We start from the raw sequence: 16,943 nt of genomic DNA, 5'->3' as shown, positions 1-16,943 counted from the left end.
AGCCCGTCAGAATCGGCGTTCGTGTCCAAACGGACCACCGTCGGCACGCCGGGCCTCGACCCAGCGCCCATGGCGACCGGCACCGTTGATTGGTGAGCACCACTGGCCATCGACGTAGAGCAATCGAGTACCTGGCCGCTCTAGCCAGCGCAGCACGAGTTCCTGTTCCTCGATAAGGGTGGGAATGTCGAGATCGAGCGAGGCCCAAGCCTCGCGCAATCGGTCGGCCGCTACCCACACGCCGCTGTCGACGCGTGCTGCGCCGGTCAGCCTGCCGTGCGCGACCGCCAGGAGCTCCCAGCGATCGTCGATCTCTCTCACTGCGACCAAGCTGCACGCCGTCAAGGAGCGCAGGCGCGCCTGCCGCGTTGCAGCATCGACCACCGCGCTCAGCCCGTCACGGACCTCTTTGGCACGCTCGTATTCCAGTCGTTGGGCATACGAAGCGACGGCTGCGCTTAACGCCTCGACAACGGGGGAGACGTCCCCGGCCAGCACGTCGCGGGTCAACGCGATCGTGTCGTCATAGCCCACCGCGGTTCCGCCGACGCATGGAGCCGCGCAGCGGCCCGTGTCTTTGAGGATGCATGCGCGAGCGTGGGCGCGCGGCTCGATGGTCAAGCGGGTGGTGCACGTGCGCACGCCGAGCGCGTCCTGCAGTGCGACGATGGCGGCGCGGGCGTCGGAGCCGGAGCGCATGGGCCCCATCCATCCCTCGCCTCCCTGGGCAGCCTTGGACAGCGCGAGTCGGGGGTGGCGTTCGTCGGTCAAGCGGACCCACGCAGCGCGTTCTGGGCGCGCGGATCGACGGTTGTAGCGCGGTCGCAGTTGGTCAATCATGCGGATCTCGAGCACGTTGGCCTCGAGTTCGCTTGCGCAGACTGTGGTGTCGACGTCGACGGCCAGTTCGAGCATCTCCCGGACAGCGCGGCGAGTCTCGCCCCGAGTGAAGTAGGACTTCACCCTCGACCGCAGGTTGCGGGACGTGCCCACGTAGAGGGCTTCGCCTTGCGGACCCCGGAAAACGTAGACGCCGGGTTTGGACGGCACCTTGTGGGCCATGATCGCCTTGCGACGCAGGCTCGAGGGCACAGGATTGCGCAGGGCGTCGAGGTCTTCGCGGTGGGTGATGCCAAAGGCCGCAAGCCGCTCAAGCATGCCGTGGAGCACCTCGGAGGTTGCCCGGGCATCGTCGAGCGCGCGGTGGTTAGGCGTCACGACGGTGCCGAAGACCCGCGCGAGGGTGCTGAGTTTCTTGTTGGGCGCTTCTTCTTTGGTGGTAGCGCGTCGGGCAAGGGTCAAGGTGTCCACGACCTCAGGCCGTGGCCATGAGTAGCCCTCGGCCGCGCATGCTGCCTTGAGGAAGCTCACGTCGAACCGCGCATTGTGTGCCACCAAGACGGCATCGCCCAGGAACTCCAGGAAGGCAGGGAGCACCTGGCCGATGCGCGGCGCTGCCACCACCATGGCATCCGTGATGCCGGTGAGCGCGACGATCATGGGTGGGATGGGACCCCCGGGGTCCACGAGCGTCTGAAACTCGCCGATCACCTCACCGCCCCGGGTCTTGACCGCGCCGATCTCGGTGATGGCGCAGTCCTGTGGGGAGGTGCCGGTGGTCTCGAGGTCCACGACCACGAAAGTGGTGGCCGACAGCGGCTCGCCTATGTCAGCAAGCGTCGCCTGAACGGTCGTGGTCATGGTGTAGACGGTACGCCCCGCCACCGACAACGCGGATCCGACAGAGGCGGTGGAGCGTCGATGTCAGACCGTGGTTCTAGCGTCGCAGACATGATCATCGACTGTGATACATGCGACGTACGCGGCAAGGCGTGCGGTGACTGCGTCGTGTCGTTCCTGACCATCCCCGTGCGGCCGAACACGACCGTGGAGATGGACGACGACCAGGCTGCAGCCGTCGACGCACTGGTGCAGGGGGGTCTTGTGCCTCCACTGCGCCTGGTGCACGACCACCGCGCGAGCTGAGCCTCCGACGAGAAGCGGATCGCCCAGCAGGGGGTCCGGCTCTCAGTCGCGCTTGTGGGTGCCGGCGTAGATCTCGTCGATCACGTCGGAGTACTTGGCGAGCACCTTGGCACGCTTGACCTTGAGCGATGGCGTCAGCATGCCGTTGTCGATCGTCAGGTCACCGTGGAGGATGCGGAAAGTGCGTACGGACTCCGCACGCGACACGGCCTTGTTGGCGCGGTCGACGGCCTTCTGTAGGTGCTCCAGGATGCGCGGATCCTCGAGCGCCTGCTCAACGGTCATGGGCTCCCAGCCCTTGCCCTTAAGCCAGCCGGGAAGTGCCTCCGCGTCGAGGGTGAGAAGCGCCGCGATGAAGGGCTGCGAGTCGCCGACGACCACGCACTGGCTCACCAGGGCGTAGGCGCGGATCCGGTCCTCCAGTTCGGCGGGGGCGACGTTCTTGCCGCCTGCCGTGACGATGATCTCCTTCTTGCGACCCGTGATGGTGAGGTAGCCGTCCTCATCTTCGGTGCCAATGTCGCCGGTGTGGATCCAGCCGTCAACGACGGCCTCAGCGGTGGCAGCCTCGTTGTTGTGGTAGCCACGGAAACCCTGCTCCGCGCGCATGAGGATCTCGCCGTCGCGTGCGATCTTCACCTCGAAGCCAGGCAGCGGCGGGCCGACGGTCCCGATCTTCGACAGCGTGGTGCGGTTGACGTGGGTCGCGGCGTTGGTCTCGGTGAGGCCGTAACCCTCAAGGACGACGAGGCCGAGTCCACGGTAGAAGTGGCCCAAGCGCTCACCCAGCGGGGCGGAGCCGGAGACAGCCCAGTGGGCCTTGCCGCCGAGCAGTTCGCGGATCTTGCGTAGCACCAGACGGTCGGCAACCTGGTGCTTTGCCTTGAGGACGGCGCTTGGGCCGTGCTCCGTGTCGAGCGCCTTGGAGTAGGCGATCGACTGCTTGGCCGCCCAACGGAAGATCTTCACCTTGCCGCCCGCGGCAGCCTTCTGCTCGGCCCCGTTGTAGACCTTCTCGAACACGCGGGGAACCGCGAGCAAGAGGGTGGGGCGCATGGTGCCGATCAGCGGGACCAAGCGTGAGGAATCGGGGCAGTAGCCGATGACGACGCCGCCTGCGAGGAGAATGTGCTGGACGAGTCGTGCGAGCGAGTGGGCAAGCGTCAAGAACAGCACGGTCGATGCGCCGTCCTCGTTGATGACCTCGTGCATCTCGTCCGACATGCCCTTGATGTGGCGCACGTAGGAGAACTGGGTGAGTTCCACACCCTTGGGGCGGCCCGTGGTGCCGGACGTGTACATGATCGTGGCGAGGGAGTCGTGGTTGACGGTGGCGAGTGCCGCCTCCAGCTGCTCGTCGCTCACCGACGCGCCATCGGCCGTCAGGGCCGCGACGGCGCCCTCGTCGATCACGAGGATCTCGCGTAGGGGAGTGGTGGCAGCGTCCTTGACCTGCTGTGCGAGCTCGGCGTGAGCCGCGGTCTCTGCGATGAGCACTTCCACGGCGGCGTCCTCGCAGATCCACTGGATCTGGTCCACCGACGAGGTGTCGTAGATGGGGACGGGAATCGCGCCGACCGTCATGGAGGCAAGGTCAAAGACCGTCCACTCCCAGCGCGTACGCGACTGGATGGCCACGGTGTCTCCGGGCTTCACTCCGTGTGCGATCAGGCCCTTGGCGACCGCATCGACCGTCGCACGCGCCTGGTCGCCGGTGACGTCGACCCAGGAGTTGTCCGGCTGCGGGTTGCGCACGACGGTCTGGGACCCTCGGCTCTCCCAAGCACTGCGGACCAGAGAGACAATGTGGGGCGCATACGTTGCGTCCAAAGTGGGCATGTGTTTTCGTCTCCGTCGTCTCGGCAGGTTCGGCTCACGATACCCTCTTGAGAGTCCCATCACCCAACAGCTTGAGGAGCGCTAGCACATGCATGCGATCGGCGTAGACATCGGTGGAACCAAGATCGCCGTCGGTGTGGTGGACGACGAGGGCGCGATTGTCGAAACGATCCGTCGCCCCACGCAGCCCGAGCATGCGGAGAGCATTGACGCCGCTATCGCGGACGCTGTTCACGAGCTCGGCCAGCGCTACGAGTTCCACCACATCGGCCTGGCGGCCGCTGGCTTCGTGTCGTCGGACCGTCGGCGTGTCCTCTTTGCCCCCAACATCGCGTGGCGCGAGTACGACCTTGCCTCCAAGGTCGAGGCGCTGATTGGACGCGACGACGTCTCCGTCGTGGTCGAGAACGACGCGAACGCTGCGGGGTGGGGAGAGTTCCGCTACGGGGCTGGCCGCGACGTGCGCGACATGGTGATGCTGACGATTGGCACCGGCCTTGGCGCGGCCATCATTGTCGAGGGTCAGCTCGTGCGTGGCGCTTATGGCTTTGCCGCAGAGCTCGGACACGTGCGGGTTCAGCCTGGCGGGCACCCTTGCGGCTGCGGGCACCGCGGTTGCTGGGAGCAGTACGCGTCGGGATCCGCGCTCGTGCGCGAAGCCCGTCGTGCGGCGGCAGAGCGCACCGTGCGGGCCGCTGGCTTGATCGAGCGCGCAGGCGGCGATCCCGCCGCCATCATCGGACCCCACGTCACGGCTGCAGCGGCCGAGGGCGACGAGCTCGGCATCGAACTGCTCGCCGAACTCGGCTCCTGGATCGGTGCAGGCGCCGCGTCGCTCGCCGCAGTTCTCGATCCCGAGTCCTACGTGGTGGGTGGGGGCGTGATCGGCGCTGGCGAGATGCTGCTGGCGCCCGCACGTGCGGCATATGCCGAGCACCTGCCGGCGCGTGGACACCGTCCCGTGGCACCGATCATCGCTGCGGCGATGGGCAACGACGCAGGCATCGTGGGTGCGGCCGCACTTGCGCGCGAGGCCGCTGGCGTTCGAGACTGACTGAAGAAACAGAAGCGGAGAACCCTTCCAGGATGAGCGCCTACTACACGCTGTTCAAGCACGTGCTGATCGGCCCCCCGCTCAAGGGCTACTACCGTCCTTGGGTCGAGGGAACAGAGCACGTGCCCGACAGCGGCGGTGCGATCCTCGCTTCCAACCACTTGGCAGTGTCGGACTCGTTCTTCCTTCCACTCGTGCTCAAGCGCAAAGTCGTCTTCCTGGGCAAGTCCGAGTACTTCACCGGCAAAGGCGTCAAAGGCTATGTGACGCGTTCGTTCATGGAAGGCGTGGGCACCATTCCTGTCCACCGCGGCGGCGGCCGCGCGTCCGAGGCGGCGCTGCGCACGGGCCTGCAGGTGCTTCAGGGCGGGGAGTTGCTCGGCATTTACCCCGAAGGCACCCGCAGCCCCGACGGCAGGCTCTACCGCGGCAAGACCGGTGTGGCGCGCATGGCGATCGAAGCGGGCGTGCCCATCATTCCCGTGGCCATGATCGGCACTGATGTCGCTCAGCCCATTGGCCAGGCGGTGCCCAAGCGTACGGACATTGGCGTGCGCATCGGCCCTGCTGTGCGCCTCGATGCCTTTGCTGGTCGTCAGGACGACCGGGCCGCTTTGCGCGAAGCGACGGATTCCGTCATGAAGGCCATCGCCGAACTATCCGGCCAGGAGTATGTCGATCGGGACTCAGCGCAGTACAAGCGCGAACTCGAACGCGGATCCAAGGGCACCTAAGGTCCCTCCGCTCGAGGCCAGACCGCGCCCTATGATGGGCGGGTCACACCACCACCATGAAAGGTTCACCATGTCGGTTCGCCGCGTCGCCCTGCTCACTGCGGGCGGTTTTGCCCCGTGCCTGTCCTCTGCTGTGGGCGGCCTGATCGGTCGCTACACCGAGATCGCGCCGGAGGTTGAGATCATCGCCTACCAGCACGGTTACTGGGGCCTGCTGCAGGGCAAGTACGTCACGGTGACCGATGTGGTCCGTGAGAAGGCCGCGATCCTGCACGACTTCGGTGGCTCGCCCATCGGTAACTCGCGCGTCAAGCTCACCAACTACGACGACTGCTTCAAGCGCGGTCTCGTGGCCGAGGGTGAAGACCCGCTGAAGGTGGCCGCTGAGCAGCTCAAGGCAGACGGCGTGGACGTGCTCCACACCATCGGTGGCGACGACACCAACACGACCGCCGCCGACCTCGCCGCCTACCTGCACGACAACGGCTACGAGCTCACCGTCGTGGGTCTGCCCAAGACGATCGACAACGACGTGGTGCCCATCAAGCAGTCGCTGGGTGCCTGGTCGGCCGCTGAGCAGGCCTCCGTGTTCGCGCAGAACGTCATCGGCGAGCACCGCTCCGGCCCGCGCATGCTGATCATCCACGAGGTCATGGGCCGTGCCTGTGGCTGGCTGACCGCCGCCGCCGGCATGAAGTACCGCGAGTGGCTCGAGACCCAGGAATGGCTGCCCGAGATCGGCCTGTCCAAGGAGCGTTGGGACATCCACGCCCTGTACGTTCCCGAGCAGAAGCTCGACCTTGACGCCGAGGCTGAGCGCCTCAAGGCCGTCATGGACGAGGTCGGCAACGTCAACATCTTCCTGTCCGAGGGCGCCGGTGTGCCCGAGATCATCGCGGAGATCGAGGAGGCTGGCGGCGAGGTCGAGCGCGACCCGTTCGGCCACGTCAAACTCGACACCATCAACCCCGGCCAGTGGTTCGCCAAGCAGTTCGCTGAGCGCCTTGGCGCCGAGAAGGTCATGGTCCAGAAGTCGGGCTACTTCTCGCGTGCGGCCAAGGCCAACGCCGAGGACCTGCGCCTGATCAAGTCGATGACCGACTACGCGGTGGAGTGCGCCCTGCGCGGCGAGGCCGGTGTGATCGGCCACGACGAGGAGGACGGCGGCCGTCTCAAGGCCATCGAGTTCCCCCGCATCGCTGGCCACAAGCCCTTCGACGTCACCACCGAGTGGTACACCCGTACCCTCAGCGAGATCGGTCAGGTCTGAGCCTATGAGTGAGGAAGCGCTACAGGCGGCAGGCGTCGACTCGTACCGCTCCTTCACGGCACTGCAGCAGCCGGCCTGGCCCGATGCCGACGCACTCGCGTCGGTGACGGCCAGGCTTGCCGCGGTGCCACCGCTGGTGTTCGCGGGAGAGGCGGACGTTCTGCGAGAGCACCTCGCAGCGGCGGGACGGGGAGAGGCTTTCGTCCTTCAGGGCGGCGACTGCGCGGAGATGTTCGAGGAGGCTACGGCCGACCGGATCCGCAACAAGATCAAGACGATTCTGCAGATGTCGGTGATCCTCACCTACGGCGCTTCGACGCCCGTGGTGAAGATCGGCCGCATGGCAGGCCAGTACGCGAAGCCGCGGTCCTCGGACACCGAGACCCGCGACGGCGTGACGCTGCCCGCCTACCGTGGCGACATCATCAACTCCGCAGCCTTCACCGAAGAGGCGCGCATTCCCAACCCGCAGCGCATGCTCGACGCGTATCACGTGTCGGCGTCGACCCTGAATCTCATCCGGGCCTTCACGCACGGTGGGTTCGCGGACCTGCGCAGCGTGCACTCGTGGAACAAGGGCTTCGCGGCCAACCCCGCGTACCGGCGTTACGAGCAGATGGCCACCGAGATCGATCGCGCGGTGCGCTTCATGGGCGCAGCAGGCGGCGACTTCGATGCCCTCAAGACCGTCGACCTGTTTGCGAGCCACGAGGCGCTGCTGCTCGATTACGAGCGGGCGCTGACGCGCATCGACTCGCGCTCGGGGATGGCGTACGACACGAGCGCCCACTTTGTGTGGATCGGCGAGCGCACGCGCCAGCTGGACGGTGCGCATGTCGAGTTCATGTCGAAGATCCACAACCCGATTGGCGTCAAGCTGGGTCCGACGGCCCAGGCCCACGAGGCTATCGAGTTGGCCGAGCGCCTCAACCCCGACAACATCCCTGGTCGCCTCACGCTCGTGGTGCGCCAGGGTGCGGACAAGGTGCGTGACAACCTGCCTCCGCTCGTTGAGGCCGTGCGTGATGCCGGTGTCGTGGTCACGTGGCTGTCCGACCCGATGCACGGCAACACCTTCACCTCGGAGTCGGGCTACAAGACCCGCAAGTTCGACACCATCCTCGATGAGGTCACGGGCTTCTTCGAGGTGCACCGCGCACTGGGCACCGTCCCCGGTGGCCTGCTCGTGGAGCTCACCGGCGACGACGTCACCGAGGTCATGGGTGGCACCGAGGAGATCGACGACCAGTCGCTCGCGCTGCGTTACGAGACCAAGGTCGACCCGCGCCTGAACCACCAGCAGTCGCTCGAGTTGGCGTTCCTCGTCTCTGAGCTGCTGAGCGCTCGCTAGGCGACCACAGCAACACTGAAGGGCCGATGCGCGGGTCACCCGCGCATCGGCCCTTCAGCTTTGTCTGTGGGGGCTGAGCGACTCAGCTGTCGTAGATCAGCGTGACGGTCGAGCCAACCTCGACCTCCGTGCCGGGGTCGGGGCGCTGGCCGACGACGAAGTCGGGTGTGGTCCAGGGCCAGGCGTTGGCGGCTTCGAGCTCGACCTCGAGCCCGAGGTCCGCAAGTTCCTGCTGCGCGCGCTCGACCGTGTTGTAGGTGTAGTCGTTGAGGGCGACGAGTGGCGGACCCTCTGAGACCCAGATGGTGATCGCCTGGGTACGCGTGCCTTCGGCGCCCGCGCCCGGGTCCTGGCGGAACACCGTGCCCTTCGGCTGCTCGTTGGTGCGCTCGTACTTGACGGAGACGTCCATGGCATCGTCGCCGAGGGCCGCGATGGCGTCGGCCTCGGTCATGCCAACGACGTCCTGGACCTCGATCGGGGCGGGGCCGTTGGAGACCTCGAGCGTCACAGTGGAGTCGTGGCGGACCGTCTTGCCCTCGGCGGGGGTCACCGACATGACCTCACCCTTGGGCACGGTGTCGGAGTAGGTGAGCACAGTGTCGCCAAGCGGGAAGCCGATGTCTCCTAGCGCGCTGATCGCATCCTGTTCCGTGCCACCGACCACCTCGGGGATCGTCTCCTGGCGTGCGCCCAGCGAGACGACGATCGTCACCTCGGAGCCGTCAGGAGCACGGGTCTGCGCACCAGGGTCGGTGTCGATGACCAGCCCTTGGGCGATGGTGTCGTCGTAGGCCGTCTCCTTGGCGACCTCGAACTGCAAGGCCGTGAGTGCGGCCTCCGCGTCGGCCGCGGGCTCGCCGCGCACGTCGGGGACGGTCGTGAAAGCGCCGGGGCCCACGGAGTGGTACCACCACAGCCCCAGGCCGCCGAGCACCAACAAGGTGGCAAGGATGGCGCCGAGCCACCAGCCCACGCGGGTCTTGGTCTGGACGGGTTCCACAGCGTCGGGGTCGTCGTCAAGCAACTCGGCATCGAGGACGTCGACGGCGGTGGCAGTTCCGCCCAAACCGATGGGCAACGCGACCGTCGAGCCCGAGGGGGCATCGTCCAAGACGGTGGTGGCGCCCTCGTCGTGCGCGATGGGTGTCGCGCCTGTCGGTGGTGCGGCGCGCCGTGCAAGCGTGGGGTCGTCGAGCACCGAGTGAGTGTCGCGCACCATGGCAAGGGCGCTGCCCGCATCGACTGGCCGGCCGCCCGCATTGCGAGCGGCAAGGGACGAGATCAGGTCGTCGATTTCGTGGGGCAACCACGGCACAAGGGCCGATGCCGGGGGGATGTCCTCGTGCACGTGCCGCGCCGCAACGCCCAGCGCCGTCTCGGCGGTGAAGGGCTGACGGCCCGTGATCATCTCGTACAGCAACACGCCGCAGGCGTACACATCTGCGCGAGCGTCGGCGTCGCCATCCACCACCAATTCGGGGGCCAGATATGCGACGGTGCCCATGAGCATCCCCGTCGACGTGGACGTGACTTCGGTGACGGCTCTCGCGAGGCCAAAGTCGGCGAGCCTGGGCTGGTCCTCGTCGTCGAGCAGCACGTTCTCTGGCTTGACGTCGCGGTGCACCAGACCGGTGCGGTGGGCGGCGGCGAGCGTGTCGAGCACAGACTCCGTGATCGCCATGGCCTGGCCGACGGTGAGCGTGTGCTCGCGCTTGAGGCGCTGTCGCAGGTTCTCGCCCTCGACGTACTCCATGGTCAGGTAGGACAGGTGCCCATCGATGCCCTGGTCGTAGACGCGCACCATTCCCGGGTGAGTGAGGCGTGCGGCGGCCTTGGCTTCGCGCTGGAAGCGCGCGACAAAGTCGGCCTCGGTCGCATCGGCGGCGAGGTGGGGGTGCATGACCTTGAGCGCCACGTCCCGCTCGAGCCGCTGATCGTGGGCCACGTACACCGTCGCCATGCCGCCTGCGGCGACGCGTTCGCGCACCTCATAACGGCCGTCGATCAGACGGCCGATCAACGGGTCGGTCATCGTCTCGGACACAGTGAGCATTCTATGCGGCTTGCACGTGGGGTTGGACGAGGCTGTCGGGTGCGCCGTCGTACTAGAAGCGGTTCATGAGTGCCAGCACGGATGCGACGTACTGACGGGTGTCGGCGTGCATGCCGTACTTGGCCACGCCCGCTTCGCCCTGGTAGTACCCGGCAATCGCCGTCTCGAGGTCGCGCCCACCGCGGGTGAGGTGGCGCAGCAGCGTCACGCCGGCGGTGATGTTGTCCTCAGGCACCAGCAGGTTGAGCTCTCGTCCGGCAAGGTCGGAGACCCACTCGCCGGTTGAGGGGATCACCTGCATGGCGCCAATGGCGTTGGCGGGGGAGACGGCTCGCATGTTGAAGCCCGACTCCTGGTAGGCGATGGCCTGTGCGAGCGCGGGGTCGACCCCCAGCTCCTTGGCCTTGGCGACGATCATCGACTGGATCTGCGCACGCGTGGGAACGTCCATGGCGTTCAAGGTGGCCTTGTTCTGGTTGGCGGCGCCCACCACGGCATCGGAATAGGTGCGGCCCGCGAAAGTGTCGCCTACCAGGCCCGTCGGCACACCGCCGGGAATGGTCAGGCTCTGGCCAATGCGAATGAGCGAGGCGTTCTTGATGCCATTGGCCGACACGATGCTCGAGGTGGTCACGCCGAACCGGTTGGCGATGGCAGCGAGCGTGTCGCCACCCTTGACTGTGTACGTCTGGGTGGTGCCGCCGAACTCCTGCAGGTTGTCGTCGGTCGCGAGGGACAGTCCGCCGCCGGAGGACGCCGAGGTGGTGCCCGAGCCGCTCGCACCGGGAATGCTCAGGCGTTGGCCTTCGCGGATGATCGCCTTCGACCCGAGGGAGTTCGCGGACGTGATGGAGGACACGGACACTCCGTACTTGCGCGCGAGGTCCCAGACAGTGTCGCCCGCGGCGACGGTGTGCGTGGCACTACTCGATCCAACGGTGTTCGACGTGGCAGTGGCCTTCGCGCCGTTGGTGGCGCCGGGGATGGAGAGGCGCTGACCGGTGCGGATGGTGGCGTTCGCGCCCAACTTGTTGGTCGACACGATGGTGGACACGGTGGTGCCGTACTTGCGGGCGAGATCCCACACGGTGTCGCCTTCGACAACCGTGTGGGTACCGGACGAGGACGAGGCTGCCTGCGACGAGGACGACGACGGAATGGTGAGGGTCTGACCAATCACGATGAGTGCGCGCGAGTTCAGCCCATTGGCCTTGACGATCGAGGACACGGAGGTGTCGTAACGGACTGCGAGGCCGCTGACCGTCTCGCCTGGCTTGACCTGGTGACGCTCGTCGGCGGACGCAGGCAGGCCCGCGAAGGCCGTGAAGGCCAAGGCGGCCGATGCGGTGATCGCGGCGGTGCGCAGCGCGCGCTGGGGGGCAGGTCGAGCTCGCATGGCGGCCTCCTCGCTGAGACGGAAGTGTCTCATGTGACAAATGTGACAGATGTGACTGTAACCCCGGGCGGATGACAAGTGCAAGGGCACCGGCTCGGGGAAAGGAGGCGGGCGCGGGGTTTGTACTCTTGGGGGGTGAGCGAAGAGATGCAGTGGTTGACCGTCCCGGACTTTGCCGACGCGCTGGGCGTCGAGGCTTCGGACGTGCGCGAGTTGATCCGGACGGGCCAGGTCATCGCCGTGCGACGTGGACCGTCGAACACGTGGCAGATTCCTGGGGAGTTCATCGTCGAAGACGAGGACGGTCCGCGTCTGCTCCCCACCTTGGTGGGAACGCTGACGGTGCTGTCTGACGCCGGGCTAGGTGACGACGAGGCCATCGAGTGGCTCTCAAGCGTCCACGAGGAACTGGGCGAGAGCCCGCTGGCCGCGTTGCGCAGCGGAAAGCGGGCGCCCGTGCGCCGTGCGGCGCAGACGCTGTTCTAAGTCGTTCTCCCCGGGCGTGGCCCGCCCGCGTTAGTGGGAGCGCGTGACGGAGTGGCCGATCAGCTCGTCAATCACAGCGGCGCCCTCGGGGTGCAGTGACGCGCCGTCCAAGGTCGCCCGAGCGCGCGTGGCGCGCAGGTCGATGTGTGCCTCGCACCACTGCTCGGCGTCCGTTGCGGCGATGACCTCGAGGACCCGCGACACCTGGTCGGTGGAGGCGTCCCGAACGCCCAAGGTGTCCCGGATGGCTTCCTTGCCGATCTCGTCGGTCTGAGTCCACGCGCGCCACAGCACAAGAGTGCGCTTGCCTTCGCGGATGTCATCGCCGGTGGGCTTGCCGGTGACCTCTGGAGCGCCGTGCAGGCCCAGGAGGTCGTCCCGCAACTGGAAGGCGATGCCAAGGTCGAGTCCGACCTCGCGCATGGTCGCCACTTGCGCGCCGTCAGCGCCAGCGATCGCTGCGCCGAGTGCCAAGGGGAACTCGCACGTGTACGACGCCGTCTTGGAGCGCATGACACCGATGATCTGGTCGTGCTGGCGGTCGAGGGCGTCGATGGGCTGCGCGGCTGCGCGCATGTCCATGTACTGGCCTGCGGTGACGAGGTCGGACATGTCGACGAACATTTCGGCGACCGTGCTGGCGCGAGTGGTCCCCAGCACGGCGGTAGCCCGCACCAGGGCACGTTGACACGCCATCAGGGTGAGATCACCCGCGAGGATGCCGCCTGCGGCTCCGAAGCTCAGGGCAGAACCGAGCCAGCCGCGTTCGCCATGCACGCGAGCAATACGGCGGTGGGCGGCGGGCTTACCCCGTCGGGTATCGGAGTCGTCCAGCACATCGTCGTGAAGCAGTGCTGCGGTTTGGAACAGTTCAAGTGCGGCGGCGACATCGATGGCGGCCTCGTGACCGGGTCCCTCTGCCGTCTCGGGCGCGTGCGCCGCGTGCGAAGCCAGCAAGAGGAGAGCGCGCAGGCGCTTGCCGCCGGCAGCAGCGTCGAGCATGGGCTCGGTGATCTCGCTTACCTCGGCGCCGGCCTCGGACGTAGCAGCGATCGTGCTTTCCAAGGTGCGTGAGATGCGGGAATCGACGGAGGTGCGCCAAGCGGCCAGAGGATCGGTCACGCCACCACCCTAGGCGCAGCGCTCCGAGGTGAGCGCATCCCCAGGGCCGCGACACGGCGGGCCATCCCCGATGTCCACGCACCGCGGTGGCAGGAGGTGCCAAGGTGCTCGAGCATCGGCGCTATGACGACTCACGTGATGCGCAGCCCTGGTGAACTGATCTCTGCACTGCCCGCGATCATGGGCCGCGTGCCGCATGAGGAGGTGGTGGTCGCGGTCTTGGGGGCAGACGGATGCCTTGCGACGGTGCTGAGCTTGGACCGAGCCGTGCTCCTCATGGCCGACCTGGACGGTGGCCCCGCCCAGGCCCTTGCGGCGCACGCAACGGCCGTGCGCGGCGCACACGCGGTCGTGGTCAGCTACACGACGGCAGACGTCGCGCTGGGCTGTGACGCGGCCGATGTGCTGGCTGGCGCCCTTGATGCAAGGGGGATCGTGCCCCACGTCTGGGCATGCGACGGGCGTCGCTACTGGTCGCCCGGGTGTGCCGACGCGCGGTGTTGCCCTCCAGGCGGGACGGCACTGCCCACGGGGTTCAGCGCCGAGGCACTGGAGGGAGTGCGGGTCCGACGGGGAGCGGTGGGCGTGTGCGCGAAGGTCGAGGCTGCACAGCGACGAGCGGCAAGCCGCGCGGGCGACCGCTGGTGGCAGCGGCGAGAACGGGGGCTCGAGGCCTGGCGGCATCAGTCGCTGGCGCTGTTGATCCGGTCGCGCAAGAGCGACTCGGCGCTCGACATGGGCAAGGCCGCCGTCGCGCTCAGGGACATCCGGGTGCGTGATGCGCTGATCGTGACCTGGCTGGGCGCGCCACGCCAGGTGGTGCGAGACGTGCTCGAAGGGCGGTCAACGGCGCAAGTGGAGAACGTGATGTCAGGTGCACTGCGAGGGGGAGTGGACACCACCGCACCGCCGGCGTGGGACGCGCTCGAGCACATGGCGCAGTGGGCGGCAAGGGTGGCCTCGCACGCGCGCAAGCGCGACTGCGCCGCTCTGCACGCGTTGGAGGCCCTCGTCCACTGGTGGGGTGGCGACGAGGAACGCGCCGCGGCCGTGTGCACGACCGCCTTGACGTGCGATGATCAGTACTCGCTCGCCCGGCTCATAGCCAGCATGTGCGAGGTGGGAGTCCTCCCCGGCTGGATGCGCCCGTGACGGCGGGCGCTCGCACTTTCGCTGGTACGCGAGGCGCGGAACACTGACGTGCAGTTCGTCGTTATACTTGAATGGATTTGCGCGAGGCACAAGGAGCCTCCCGGCTCCCGACGTCAGCTGAGAGGTAACCCGTGCTTCCCAGTACACCTGAGCGCCACACTGGCGCGACAAGCAACGCGCACGAATCCACACCACGGCCGAGTAAGGCGCGCCCGCGCGCCGCCTCTCGTCCCACGACACTTACGCCCGTCGACTCGACGGCCGAGCCGAAGGAGAAGGCCACGACTACCGCAGCCGCGTCCAAGTCCAACAAGAGCGCACCCAAGCGGACGGCCGCCGCCAAGAAGCCTGCCGCGTCCAAGGCCGCAGAGGAGGCACAGGAGGTCGAGGTCGTCGAAGAGCCCAAGGTCGCGAAGACCCCGGCCAAGCGTGGCGCTTCCAAGGCCGCCGCATCGACACCCGAGCCCGAGACGGCCACCACCGACGGTGAGGCCGCCGAGGAGGAGACGGAGGAGGACGACAAGTCCGGCTTCGTGCTCAGGACCACCGACGATGACGCCCCCGTCCAGCAGGTCATGACGGCCGGCGCGACCGCCGACCCCGTCAAGGACTACCTCAAGCAAATCGGTAAGGTCGCGCTGCTGAACGCCGAGCAGGAGGTGGACCTCGCCAAGCGCATTGAGGCGGGCCTCTTTGCAGAGGAGAAGCTCGGCAGCGGCGAGAAGATCAAGCCCGAGATGCGCCGCGAGCTCCAGTGGATCGCCAACGACGGCCGTCACGCCAAGAACCACCTGCTCGAGGCGAACCTGCGACTCGTCGTCTCGCTCGCCAAGCGCTACACCGGCCGCGGCATGCTGTTCCTGGACCTGATCCAGGAGGGCAACCTCGGTCTGATCCGTGCGGTCGAGAAGTTCGACTACACCAAGGGCTACAAGTTCTCGACGTACGCGACGTGGTGGATCCGCCAGGCCATCACCCGCGCCATGGCCGACCAGGCACGCACCATCCGTATCCCCGTGCACATGGTCGAGGTCATCAACAAGCTGGCCCGCGTCCAGCGCCAGATGCTCCAGGACTTGGGCCGCGAGCCCACCCCCGAGGAGCTCGCCAACGAGCTGGACATGACCCCCGAGAAGGTGGTCGAGGTCCAGAAGTACGGCCGCGAGCCCATCTCGCTGCACACTCCTCTTGGCGAGGACGGCGACAGCGAGTTCGGTGACCTCATTGAGGACTCCGAGGCCGTGGTCCCCGCCGACGCCGTGGGCTTCACCCTTCTGCAGGAGGAGCTCACCAAGGTGATGGACACCCTGAGCGAGCGCGAGGCCGGTGTGGTCGGCATGCGCTTTGGTCTCACGGATGGCCAGCCCAAGACCCTCGACGAGATCGGCCGCGTGTTCGGGGTGACCCGAGAGCGCATCCGCCAGATTGAGTCCAAGACGATGTCGAAGCTGCGTCACCCGTCGCGCTCGCAGGTGTTGCGCGACTACCTCGACTAATCACGCTTGACCCGACGGCCGCTCCACGTTCCCGTGGGGCGGCCGTCGTGCTTCACGGTCGGCCGGCCGGCCTCCTGCGCGCGGGCGTCAGCGAGGAGTCTGCGCAGTGTGCAAGTCCCCCTAGACATTCAGGTCATACGTGCAGGGCCTTCCCGGTGTCCTCGGCCGGTGCGCCGAACAGGGGATCGACACCGATCTCTCTCCCGCCAACGTCAGTGGCTACCTGACGAACGTACTCGTGTTCGCGCGGCAGTCCACGACCGCACGCGAACGTCGACTCGGGCCACGACGCGTCTCAACCTGGCTTCCCGATGAGGGCGAAGTCGATACCGACCCGCCTGCCTGGCTCAAGCGGCCCAAGCTCGACAACAAGATCATCCACCCACTTGCACCCGCGCAGATCGAAGCGCTGCTCAGAGCTTGAAGGGCGCGACTTCCGAGACTGCCGCGATGGCGCAATCGTGATGTTTATACTCGACACTGGTGCCCCGCGCGGGGGACTCGGCGAGCCTCAGGATGGATGACGTGGACCTCACGAAACGCTGGCCGTAGTCGAGCGCGGCAAAGTCAGCACAGACCGCCGCGCGCCCTTCCGGCCCGAGACCGCCCAGGCGATCGACCGCCGCAAGCGAGCCCGCGTGGGCCACAAACCTGCCGTCCTCGCCGACCTGTGGTTGGGGAGCATCAGCGCGTATTCACGTACCGCGCGCTCCACACGCCTCTGCAGGGTCGCGCCCGAGCTGCGGGCACCAAGGGACCTTATTCTCACCTGCTGAGCCACACGGCTGCGCACCGAGGGCTCGCGACCGGCGGGTCTGATGTGGACCTCGTGGCTGTGGCGGACTCATACGAGCGGCTGGCACAACTTCTGGCAGGCGCTGTCCGTGTCGGTCCGCGGTACGACCACATCGACGGTGGAGATGGGCCGACGATCAGGAACAGCGAGGGACGTCTCCAGTAGACGGCGCGTGACGGCGCCGACATGCCCATCGCGCAGTTTC

At 67.2% G+C, this 16,943-nt stretch carries 14 protein-coding genes; 9 read left to right on the top strand and 5 right to left on the bottom strand.

Annotation, left to right across the window (positions count from 1 at the left end; translation table 11 throughout):
- Positions 1–6: 6 nt before the first annotated feature.
- Positions 7–1,701 (bottom strand): DEDD exonuclease domain-containing protein, encoded by a 1,695-nt coding sequence (locus tag ACK5NO_RS11650; RefSeq protein WP_416812847.1) that lies wholly within the window; start codon positions 1,699–1,701, stop codon positions 7–9.
- Positions 1,702–1,791: 90 nt separating this feature from the next.
- On the opposite strand from ACK5NO_RS11650, the gene ACK5NO_RS11645 reads away from it, so the two are divergent.
- Entirely contained in the window at positions 1,792–1,986 is a 195-nt protein-coding gene (locus ACK5NO_RS11645) for a hypothetical protein (protein ID WP_416812846.1), read from the top strand.
- Positions 1,987–2,028: 42 nt separating this feature from the next.
- Here the strand turns inward: ACK5NO_RS11645 and ACK5NO_RS11640 are convergent, their stop codons facing one another.
- Complete coding sequence (locus ACK5NO_RS11640; protein WP_416812845.1) at positions 2,029–3,825, bottom strand: AMP-dependent synthetase/ligase; 1,797 nt, start codon at positions 3,823–3,825, stop codon at positions 2,029–2,031.
- 88 nt (positions 3,826–3,913) lie between these two features.
- Between ACK5NO_RS11640 and ACK5NO_RS11635 the strand changes: the two genes are divergently transcribed.
- The 4 genes from ACK5NO_RS11635 (at position 3,914) to ACK5NO_RS11620 (ending at position 8,234) form a co-directional block, all read left to right on the top strand.
- A complete protein-coding gene (locus tag ACK5NO_RS11635) occupies positions 3,914–4,879 on the top strand; it encodes an ROK family glucokinase (RefSeq protein ID WP_416812844.1) in 966 nt (321 codons plus the stop codon).
- Positions 4,880–4,911: 32 nt separating this feature from the next.
- Complete coding sequence (locus ACK5NO_RS11630) at positions 4,912–5,613, top strand: lysophospholipid acyltransferase family protein (protein WP_416812843.1); 702 nt, start codon at positions 4,912–4,914, stop codon at positions 5,611–5,613.
- A 70-nt stretch (positions 5,614–5,683) separates the two neighbouring features.
- The gene (locus tag ACK5NO_RS11625) at positions 5,684–6,883 is read left to right on the top strand and encodes a pyrophosphate--fructose-6-phosphate 1-phosphotransferase (RefSeq protein WP_416812842.1); all 1,200 of its coding nucleotides are present in this window, start codon (positions 5,684–5,686) and stop codon (positions 6,881–6,883) included.
- 4 nt (positions 6,884–6,887) lie between these two features.
- The gene (locus ACK5NO_RS11620) at positions 6,888–8,234 is read left to right on the top strand and encodes a class II 3-deoxy-7-phosphoheptulonate synthase (RefSeq protein ID WP_416812841.1); all 1,347 of its coding nucleotides are present in this window, start codon (positions 6,888–6,890) and stop codon (positions 8,232–8,234) included.
- Between the two features lie 82 nt (positions 8,235–8,316).
- Here ACK5NO_RS11620 and pknB read toward each other — a convergent pair whose 3' ends face one another.
- Both pknB and ACK5NO_RS11610 read right to left on the bottom strand, forming a co-directional pair.
- Positions 8,317–10,281: a Stk1 family PASTA domain-containing Ser/Thr kinase gene (gene pknB / locus ACK5NO_RS11615; protein ID WP_416812840.1), complete on the bottom strand. Its 1,965-nt coding sequence runs from the start codon at positions 10,279–10,281 to the stop codon at positions 8,317–8,319.
- A 61-nt stretch (positions 10,282–10,342) separates the two neighbouring features.
- Positions 10,343–11,686 (bottom strand): LysM peptidoglycan-binding domain-containing protein, encoded by a 1,344-nt coding sequence (locus ACK5NO_RS11610; RefSeq protein ID WP_416812839.1) that lies wholly within the window; start codon positions 11,684–11,686, stop codon positions 10,343–10,345.
- Between the two features lie 135 nt (positions 11,687–11,821).
- Here ACK5NO_RS11610 and ACK5NO_RS11605 point away from each other — a divergent pair, with 135 nt between their 5' ends.
- Positions 11,822–12,172: an Rv2175c family DNA-binding protein gene (locus ACK5NO_RS11605; RefSeq protein WP_416812838.1), complete on the top strand. Its 351-nt coding sequence runs from the start codon at positions 11,822–11,824 to the stop codon at positions 12,170–12,172.
- 30 nt (positions 12,173–12,202) lie between these two features.
- Here ACK5NO_RS11605 and ACK5NO_RS11600 read toward each other — a convergent pair whose 3' ends face one another.
- Complete coding sequence (locus ACK5NO_RS11600) at positions 12,203–13,294, bottom strand: polyprenyl synthetase family protein (RefSeq protein ID WP_416812837.1); 1,092 nt, start codon at positions 13,292–13,294, stop codon at positions 12,203–12,205.
- 123 nt (positions 13,295–13,417) lie between these two features.
- Here ACK5NO_RS11600 and ACK5NO_RS11595 point away from each other — a divergent pair, with 123 nt between their 5' ends.
- The 3 genes from ACK5NO_RS11595 (at position 13,418) to ACK5NO_RS11585 (ending at position 16,366) form a co-directional block, all read left to right on the top strand.
- Positions 13,418–14,446, top strand: a complete 1,029-nt coding sequence (locus ACK5NO_RS11595) for a DUF4192 family protein (protein ID WP_416812836.1) — start codon at positions 13,418–13,420, stop codon at positions 14,444–14,446.
- Between the two features lie 131 nt (positions 14,447–14,577).
- Positions 14,578–15,942 carry an RNA polymerase sigma factor gene (locus ACK5NO_RS11590; protein WP_416812835.1) on the top strand — a complete coding sequence of 455 codons (1,365 nt, stop codon included), beginning with the start codon at positions 14,578–14,580 and terminating at the stop codon, positions 15,940–15,942.
- Between the two features lie 139 nt (positions 15,943–16,081).
- Positions 16,082–16,366, top strand: a complete 285-nt coding sequence (locus tag ACK5NO_RS11585) for a hypothetical protein (RefSeq protein ID WP_416812834.1) — start codon at positions 16,082–16,084, stop codon at positions 16,364–16,366.
- Positions 16,367–16,943 lie beyond the last annotated feature (577 nt).

The organism is Demequina sp., from assembly GCF_047975725.1.
Lineage (GTDB): Bacteria > Actinomycetota > Actinomycetes > Actinomycetales > Demequinaceae > Demequina.
The sequence above is the reverse complement of the archived record's forward strand: the minus strand, read 5'-3'. Positions and strand labels throughout refer to the sequence as shown.